6 protein-coding genes and 1 pseudogene are annotated in these 8,872 nt (G+C 65.7%); 6 read left to right on the forward strand and 1 reads right to left on the reverse strand.

The features are described 5' to 3' along the window. Window positions 1-105 (forward strand): annotated as a pseudogene (locus ABZE94_RS17940) (hypothetical protein); the annotation flags it as partial. A gap of 395 nt (window positions 106-500) precedes the next feature. Here ABZE94_RS17940 and ABZE94_RS17945 read toward each other — a convergent pair. Beyond that, entirely contained in the window at window positions 501-1,865 is a 1,365-nt protein-coding gene (locus tag ABZE94_RS17945) for a formimidoylglutamate deiminase (protein WP_372877053.1), read from the reverse strand. Window positions 1,866-1,958: 93 nt separating this feature from the next. Between ABZE94_RS17945 and hutC the strand changes: the two genes are divergently transcribed. The 5 genes from hutC (at window position 1,959) to ABZE94_RS17970 (ending at window position 8,660) form a co-directional block, all read left to right on the forward strand. Then, on the forward strand, window positions 1,959-2,711 hold the full coding sequence (hutC, locus tag ABZE94_RS17950) for a histidine utilization repressor (RefSeq protein WP_372877055.1): 753 nt from the start codon (window positions 1,959-1,961) through the stop codon (window positions 2,709-2,711). Then, complete coding sequence (locus ABZE94_RS17955; protein WP_372877057.1) at window positions 2,708-3,298, forward strand: HutD family protein; 591 nt, start codon at window positions 2,708-2,710, stop codon at window positions 3,296-3,298. The genes hutC and ABZE94_RS17955 overlap by 4 nt, the downstream gene beginning before the upstream one ends. 580 nt (window positions 3,299-3,878) lie before the next feature. Continuing rightward, window positions 3,879-5,564, forward strand: a complete 1,686-nt coding sequence (hutU, locus tag ABZE94_RS17960) for a urocanate hydratase (RefSeq protein ID WP_372877059.1) — start codon at window positions 3,879-3,881, stop codon at window positions 5,562-5,564. A gap of 2 nt (window positions 5,565-5,566) precedes the next feature. Further along, window positions 5,567-7,102 carry a histidine ammonia-lyase gene (hutH, locus tag ABZE94_RS17965; RefSeq protein ID WP_372877061.1) on the forward strand — a complete coding sequence of 512 codons (1,536 nt, stop codon included), beginning with the start codon at window positions 5,567-5,569 and terminating at the stop codon, window positions 7,100-7,102. Between the two features lie 217 nt (window positions 7,103-7,319). Next, entirely contained in the window at window positions 7,320-8,660 is a 1,341-nt protein-coding gene (locus ABZE94_RS17970; protein WP_372877063.1) for a Na+/H+ antiporter family protein, read from the forward strand. Window positions 8,661-8,872 lie beyond the last annotated feature (212 nt).

The raw sequence follows: 8,872 nt of genomic DNA on the forward strand, positions 1-8,872 counted from the left end.
GTCTTGGGCATCACCAGCTGCACCTGGGGCGACGAGCAGAGTTTCATCAGCGTGCAGTACGCCGGCGACAAGGTGGTGATGTTCTCGGGCAAGGGCCTGAAATAAGGCGCTGGCAATGCCAGTACTCGCGGGGTTGTCAGCAGGCCGTTGAAAAACTATCTGCGTTGCCGATTCGTCGTTAAAAACGGGCTCGTGTGCGAGCTCGGGCTAGGCGCCCCCGGCTAGCGTCGTGCCCTTGGATCACTCTAGGGTGGGTTAGGCGCACGCTGCCGATAGCGATGAGCCAGCAAGATCTGCTGCGCTGTAACCCACCATCGGCGCAACGCAGGGATATCGCTTGGTGGGTTACGCGGCGCGCCGCGATGGCGGTGCCCGATCAGCGCCGCTAACCCACCCTGCAGAGGGGATCGCGGTACCTGGGTAAGGCGGCGATTAACCGACATTTCAGCCTTGTCGTGACAACTAGCCTCGGCAGCCGAGGCTAGGTTTGCAGCGGCCTGTTAACCCAGCAGTTCGCGCAGCACTCGGGCAAAGGCCCTGGCACTTTCCAGTTCGCCGGCATGCTGGCCGTCGCGCAACACCCAGCGGCCGCCGACCATGACATCGCGGATCTGCCGCTCGCTGCCGGCGAACAGCCAGCGGCCCAGCAGGGCATCGTCACTGGCGGTGGCGATATAGGGGTCGTCACCATCGAGCACCAGCCAGTCGGCGCGCTTGCCGAGCGCCAGCACGCCCACCGGCTGGCCGAGCGCCTGGGCGCCGCCGGCCAGGGCCGCGTCGTACAGGCTGCGCCCGATCAGCGGCTGATCGCTGCGATACAGCCGGTTGCGCCGCTGGTCGCGCAGGCGTTGACCGTATTCCAGCCAGCGCAGCTCTTCGGCCATGTTGACCGCGACATGGCTGTCCGAGCCGATGCCCAGGCGCCCGCCCTGGGCGAGGAAATCCACCGCCGGGAAGATGCCGTCGCCGAGGTTGGCCTCGGTGCTCGGGCACAGCCCGGCCACGGCACCGCTGCGCGCCATCAGGCTGACTTCATCGGCCTGCGCATGGGTGGCGTGCACTAGGCACCAGCGCTGGTCCACCGGCGCGTGCTCGTACAGCCATTGCAGGGGCCGGCGACCGCTCCAGGCCAGGCAGTCGTCGACCTCCTTCTGCTGTTCGGCGATATGGATATGGATCGGACAGCTGCTGTCGGCGGCGGCCAGCACCGCCGAGATCTGCGCCGGAGTCACCGCGCGCAGCGAATGAAAACACAGGCCCAGGCGCTGCGTCGGGTGCTGTTCGAGCAGCGGCTGCAGGCGCTGCTGCAGGGCCAGATAGCTGTCGCTGCTGTGGATAAAGCGCCGTTGTCCCTGATTCGCCTGCTGGCCACCGAAGCCGGAGTGGCTGTAGAGCACTGGCAGCAAGGTCAGGCCGATGCCCGCATCCAGAGCCGCCTGGCTGATGCGTAGGGCCAGTTCGCCCGGGTCGGCATAGGGCCGGCCCTGCGGGTCATGGTGCACGTAGTGGAATTCGGCCACCGAGGTGTAGCCGGCCTTGAGCATCTCGATATACAGCTGGCGGGCGATCACCTCGATCTGCTCGGGGCTGAGCTGGCCGACCAGGCGGTACATCAGTTCGCGCCAGGTCCAGAAGCTGTCGTTGGGGTTGCCGGCCACTTCGGCGAGGCCGGCCATGGCGCGCTGGAAAGCGTGCGAATGCAGGTTGGGCATGCCCGGCAACAGCGGGCCGCGCAGGCGCTCGGCGCCAGCGTCCGAGCCGTCGACGATGATGTTTTCCAGGTTGCCGGAGGCGCCAACCTCCAGGCGGACGTTGTGCGCCCAGCCGTGGGCGAGCAGGGCGCGGGGCGCGAAGAATGCGGGCATAATGCGTATCCAGCTGCTAGAATTTATTTGTATATACATATACAGGTGTTTGCGGCGCGGGTAAACTGCCGGTCAGGCGACAAGGAGCAATACATGACAAAAGCATTCTCGAAGCCATCCGCGCTTGCCGCTCAGCTCAGTGAAGCACCGGCGCCGCTGTATGCCCAGGTCAAGCAGATGATCGTCCAGCAGATCCACAGTGGCGCCTGGCCGGCGCACCATCGGGTGCCCTCGGAAAGCGAGTTGGTGGAACAGCTGGGCTTCAGTCGCATGACCATCAACCGCGCCCTGCGCGAGCTGACCAATGACGGCCTGCTGCTGCGCATGCAGGGGGTGGGCACCTTCGTCGCCGAGCCCAAGGGGCGTTCGGCGCTGTTCGCGGTGAACAACATTGCCGACGAGATCGACGCCCGCGGCCATCGGTATCAGAGCAAGCTGATTCGCCTGGGTGAGGAGCTGGCCAATCCGGAGCGGGCCATGGCGCTGGACCTGCGCGAAGGGCAGAAGGTCTTCCATTCGTTGATCGTGCATTACGAAAACGAGGTGCCGGTGCAGCTGGAGGACCGCTACGTCAATGCCGCGGTGGCGCCGGACTACCTCAAGCAGGACTTCACCCGGCTGACCCCCTATGCCTACCTGTCGCGGGTCGCGCCGCTGACCGAAGGCGAGCATGTGGTCGAGGCGATTCTCGCCGATGCCGAGGAATGTCGGCTGTTGCAGATCGAGCGTGGCGAGCCCTGCCTGCTGATTCGCCGGCGCACCTGGTCGGGGCCGCAGGCGGTGACCTCGGCGCGCTTGGTGCATCCGGGCTCGCGCCATCGGCTGGAGGGGCGTTTCAGTTCATGAGCCGGATGCAGCTCCTGCGCGCGGCCGACTATCCGCGTATGCCGTGGAAGAACGGCGCGGGCAGCACCCTGGAAATCGCCCGCGATCGGGGCGAAGGCCTGGAAGGCTTCGGCTGGCGCCTGTCGATCGCCGATATCGGCGAGTCGGGCGGCTTCTCCGCGTTCACTGGCTACCAGCGCATCATCAGCGTGCTGGAGGGCGATGGCATGCAGCTGCAGGTTAGCGGCGTGCTCTCGCGGCCCTTGTTGCCGTTCGATCCCTTCGCCTTTGGCGGCGACAGTCGGGTGGAGTGCCGCCTGCTCGGTGGCGCCATTCGCGATTTCAATCTGATCTATGCGCCGCAGCGCTATGCGGCGCGCCTGCAGTGGCTGACCCTGGAGCGACCGCAGCGGCTATTCGGTACTGCGCCTGTCGTGCTGGTGTTCAGCGCCGCGCAGGCGCTCGAAGTGCGCCTCGATGATGGTAGTGCTGCACGCCTGGGGCATTACGATTGCCTGTGCATCGAGCAGGCCGCCGAGCTGACCGAGCTGCAGCTGCAGGGCGGGGCTGGCGGTCTCTGCTGTCTGATCGAACTGACCCCGCGCTGAATCCCTCGCCCAGGCTGCGCGGCAGTGGCTCCGATCGATTGGGCTGTCTCACGGCTATTCGAGCCTGTTCCTGGCAGCCTGTCCGAGAATATGAAATTTCGCAGGTTGGGTCGGGCCGCGTAGGTCGGGCGGCGTAAACCGGGCCGCGCAGGCTTCGCTCCTCAGTGCCAACCTACAATTCGTAGTCGATTGCCATTCTCGGACAGGCTGACAGGGAGCGCTTGGCGGGCATTTCATTGATCCCTTTGTACTTTGCATCGATGGCTGGGTCGAGTGCTTGCAATGGCTTAAACCGGCTTGATTGGGGGCTTTGCCCGCCTGTGCGAGAGCGGCTGACGCTTCGCCTCTGGCGATTGTTCCTCCCGCCCCGGCGCTGCTGCTCCGGGGCGGGAGCTATCCTTATCGGGTGCACTGGGCTTCGCGGTGGTGCCGGTGTCTGGGTCGGCGGCCAAGTGCTGTTGCGGGGTAGTAAACTTCTTGCTTGACCATACCTGTATATACATGTTTAGATCTGCGCATGCCCAGCCGTAACGCGTAACAATAGTCAGGCTGACGGCGGTCTTTCCCTGGAGGATTTCTTGTGAGCAACCCGACCCGTTTCCGTGATGTCGAAATCCGCGCTCCGCGCGGCAATCAGCTGACCGCCAAGAGCTGGCTGACCGAAGCGCCACTGCGCATGCTGATGAACAACCTCGATCCGGACGTGGCCGAGAACCCCAAGGAGCTGGTGGTGTATGGCGGCATCGGCCGCGCCGCGCGCAACTGGGAGTGCTACGACAAGATCGTCGAGTGCCTGACCAACCTGAATGACGACGAGACCCTGCTGGTGCAATCCGGCAAGCCGGTCGGCGTGTTCAGGACCCACAGCAACGCGCCGCGGGTGCTGATCGCCAACTCCAACCTGGTGCCGCACTGGGCGACCTGGGAGCACTTCAACGAACTGGACGCCAAGGGCCTGGCCATGTACGGCCAGATGACCGCCGGCAGCTGGATCTACATCGGCAGCCAGGGCATCGTCCAGGGCACCTATGAAACCTTCGCCGAGGCCGGGCGCCAGCATTACGCCGGCAGCCTCAAGGGCCGCTGGGTACTGACCGCCGGCCTCGGCGGCATGGGCGGTGCGCAGCCGCTGGCGGCGACCCTGGCCGGCGCATGCTCGCTGAACATCGAATGCCAGCAGAGCCGCATCGACTTCCGCCTGAAGACCCGATACGTCGATGAGCAGGCCAAGGATCTGGACGACGCCCTGGCGCGCCTCGAGCAGTACTGCACCGAGGGCAAGGCGATCTCCATCGCCCTGTGCGGCAATGCCGCCGAAATCCTCCCCGAGCTGGTCAAGCGTGGCGTGCGCCCGGATATGGTCACCGACCAGACCAGCGCCCACGACCCGCTCAACGGCTACCTGCCGATCGGCTGGAACTGGGACGAGTACCGCGAGCGCGCGCAGCGCGAGCCGGCGGCGGTGGTCAAGGCGGCCAAGCAGTCGATGGCCGTGCACGTGCGCGCCATGCTGGACTTCCAGCAGCTCGGCGTGCCGACCTTCGACTACGGCAACAACATCCGCCAGATGGCGCTGGAGGAGGGCGTGAGCAATGCCTTCGACTTCCCCGGCTTCGTCCCGGCCTATATCCGTCCGCTGTTCTGCCGCGGCATCGGCCCGTTCCGCTGGGCCGCGCTGTCCGGGGACCCCGAGGACATCTACAAGACCGACGCCAAGGTCAAGCAGCTGATCGCGGATGACGCCCATCTGCACAACTGGCTGGACATGGCCCGCGAGCGCATCGCCTTCCAGGGCCTGCCGGCGCGGATCTGCTGGGTCGGCCTGGGCCAGCGCGCCAAGCTCGGCCTGGCGTTCAACGAGATGGTCCGCAGCGGTGAATTGAGCGCGCCGGTAGTGATCGGCCGCGACCACCTCGACTCCGGCTCGGTGGCCAGCCCCAACCGCGAGACCGAAGCCATGCGCGACGGCTCCGATGCAGTATCCGACTGGCCGCTGCTTAACGCCCTGCTGAATACCGCCAGCGGCGCCACCTGGGTCTCGCTGCACCACGGCGGCGGGGTCGGCATGGGCTTCTCCCAGCATTCCGGCATGGTCGTGGTCTGTGATGGCACGGATGAGGCCGCCGCACGCATCGCCAACGTATTGAACAACGATCCGGCCACCGGGGTGATGCGTCACGCCGATGCCGGTTACCAGATCGCCATCGATTGCGCCCACGAGCAGGGCCTCAACCTGCCGATGATCACCCCGGTTAAAGGAGCCTGAACATGAGCACCCTGAATATTCTGCCCGGCCAACTGAGCCTGGCCCAGCTGCGTCGGGTCCATCAGGGCGCAGTGAGCGTCAGCCTGGATGAGAGCGCTGCTGCGGCGATCGAGGCCAGTGTCGCCTGCGTCGAACAGATCCTCGCCGAGGGCCGCACCGCCTACGGCATCAACACCGGTTTCGGCTTGCTGGCTTCGACCCGCATCGCCAGTGAGGATCTGGAGAACCTGCAACGCTCGCTGGTGCTGTCGCACGCCGCCGGCGTCGGCCAGCCGCTCGACGATGGTCTGGTGCGCCTGATCATGCTGCTCAAGGTCAACAGCCTGGCCCGTGGTTTCTCCGGCATCCGTCGCAAGGTGATCGATGCGCTGCTCGCCCTGCTCAACGCCGAGGTCTACCCGCACATCCCGCTCAAGGGTTCGGTCGGTGCGTCCGGCGACCTGGCGCCGCTGGCGCACATGTCACTGGTCCTGCTCGGCGAGGGCAAGGCGCGCCATCGCGGCGAATGGCTGCCGGCGCGCGAGGCGCTGGCGGTCGCCGGTCTCGAGCCGCTGACCCTGGCGGCCAAGGAGGGCCTGGCGCTGCTCAACGGCACCCAGGTTTCCACCGCCTATGCCCTGCGCGGCCTGTTCGCGGCCGAGGATCTGTACGCCGCGGCGCTGGTCTGCGGCAGCCTCAGTGTCGAGGCCATGCTCGGTTCGCGGGCGCCCTTCGATGCGCGCATCCATGCGGCCCGTGGTCAGCGTGGGCAGATCGACGCGGCGGCGGCCTACCGCGACCTGCTCACCGCCAGCAGCGAGATCTCCCGCTCCCATGCGCAATGCGACAAGGTGCAGGATCCCTATTCGCTGCGTTGTCAGCCCCAGGTGATGGGCGCCTGCCTGACCCAGATCCGTCATGTCGCCGAGGTGCTGCAGGTCGAGGCCAACGCGGTATCGGACAACCCGCTGGTGTTCGCCGCCGAGGGCGACGTGATCTCGGGCGGCAACTTCCACGCCGAGCCGGTGGCCCTGGTCGCCGACAACCTGGCCCTGGCCATCGCCGAAATCGGCGCGCTGAGCGAGCGGCGCATCTCGCTGATGATGGACAAGCACATGTCGCAGTTGCCGCCGTTCCTGGTGGCCAACGGTGGGGTCAACTCCGGCTTCATGATCGCTCAGGTCACCGCCGCCGCGCTGGCCAGCGAGAACAAGGCGCTGGCCCATCCGCACAGCGTCGACAGCCTGCCGACCTCGGCCAACCAGGAAGACCACGTGTCCATGGCCCCGGCCGCCGGCAAGCGCCTGTGGGAGATGGCCGACAATGTGCGCGGCATCCTCGCCGTCGAGTGGCTCGGCGCCTGCCAGGGTCTGGATTTTCGCGAAGGGCGCAAGACCTCGGCGAAACTGGAGCAGGCGCGCGCGGCGCTACGCGAGCGGGTTGCCCACTATGAGCAGGATCGCTTCTTCGCCCCGGATATCGAGGCGGCCAGCGAGTTGCTCGCCTCGCGCTGCCTGAGTGCGTTGCTGCCGGAGAAGCTGCTGCCGTCGCAGGACTGATACTTCCGCTTCACCCTCTCGATCCCTGCCGGTGAGCGGGGCAGGGGGGGCTTTTTGCCGAAATACCGGACCATGCCCGTCGGAGCCAAGGCGGGGCGGCATTTTGGCGATCCTCGCTGAATTGGAGCATCGCCGGCAAGCGGACGCCTACAGGTGTCCAAGCCGCCAGGGTTTGGCCAAAAACAATAAGAACTCGAGTAATCCATAAGGAATAACAATGAACTCAGTGGTGCTGGCGGTACTGGTCATGGTCACGCTGTCGATGTTGCGGGTGTCCGTGGTCTTCGCTCTGGTGGTGGCCGCGGTGGTGGGGGGCGTGGCGGCGGGCATGCCTATCGCTGATGTGATCGGCGCCTTCAATGATGGCCTGGGTGGTGGTGCATCGGTTGCGCTGGCTTATGCGACCCTCGGTGCGTTTGCTGTTGCGTTGTCGCGCACCGGCATCGCCCAGCGCCTGTCGGCCCGGGTGGTCGGGCATCTGGGGCGCAGTCACCACCAGCGTGGCGAGTTGGCCCTGGTCAAGTGGGGCATGCTAGCCTGCCTGATTCTGGCCGGGTTCGCCGCCGAGACCATCATCCCGGTGCATATTGCGTTCATTCCGATCCTGGTGCCTCCGCTGCTGCATGTGATGAACCGTCTGCAGTTGGACCGACGCCTGACCGCCTGTGCCATTACCTTTGCCATTACCGTGACCTATATGTCGCTGCCAATCGGTTTCGGCACCATCTTTCTCAACGATATCCTGATCGGCAACATCAACCAGGCGGCCGCCGGCAGTGATCTGAGCGTGAGCCGCGAGATGGCCCCGCAGGCCATGTTGATCCCTGCGCTGGGGATGCTCGCCGGTCTGGTTGTCGCGACGTTCAGCTATCGGCGCAAGCGAGTCTACGAGGAACTGGCGGTTGCCGGCGAACACCTCGAAGCCCGCAGTACGCCATTGAGCGTTCGCCAGCTGGTGCTTATCGGCCTGTCGCTGGTCCTGGCCCTGGCGGTGCAGTTATGGACCGGGTCGATGGTGTTCGGTGGGTTGATCGGCTTCGCCGTGATTTCCTCCAGCGGGGTGATTCGCTGGGGCGAGCAGGACGATGTATTTACCCAGGGCATGCGGTTGATGGCGCTGGTCGGCTTCATCATGATTGCAGCCGCCGGCTTCGCCGCGGTGATGAAGGCCACCGGCGAGATTTCCACGCTGGTCAGTGGTTCGGTTGAGCTGATCGGTGACAACCGCGGCCTGGCCGCGCTGGTCATGCTGCTGGTGGGCCTGTTCATCACCATGGGTATCGGTTCGTCTTTTTCCACCGTACCGATCATCGCCGCCATATACGTGCCGCTGGCTTTGAGCTTCGGCTTCTCGCCGCTGGCGGTGATCGCCCTGGTCGGCACCGCTGCAGCCCTGGGCGACGCCGGTTCGCCGGCCTCCGACTCGACCCTGGGGCCGACCGCCGGACTGAATGCCGACGGCCAGCACGACCATATATGGGACACGGTGGTACCGACCTTCCTACATTTCAACCTGCCGTTGATTGCCTTTGGCTGGGCGGCGGCCATGCTGTTGTAAGCACGACACCCGATGGGCTCGTTTATTTGCCGTAGCGGCCGGTTGCAAGCCGTTGGCAGAATTCTGTGTCGGCTGCGCCGCGAGGAGGAACACCTTTATGCAAGCTCTCTGGTTCAACTGCCACGCCGCGACCATGGCCGGCGGGCGCTACTCGATCATCGATGACGCCGCGCTGGTCACCGAGGGCGTGCACATCGCCTGGATCGGCCCGA

This window comes from Pseudomonas sp., from assembly GCF_041601375.1.
Classification (GTDB): Bacteria; Pseudomonadota; Gammaproteobacteria; order Pseudomonadales; family Pseudomonadaceae; genus Aquipseudomonas.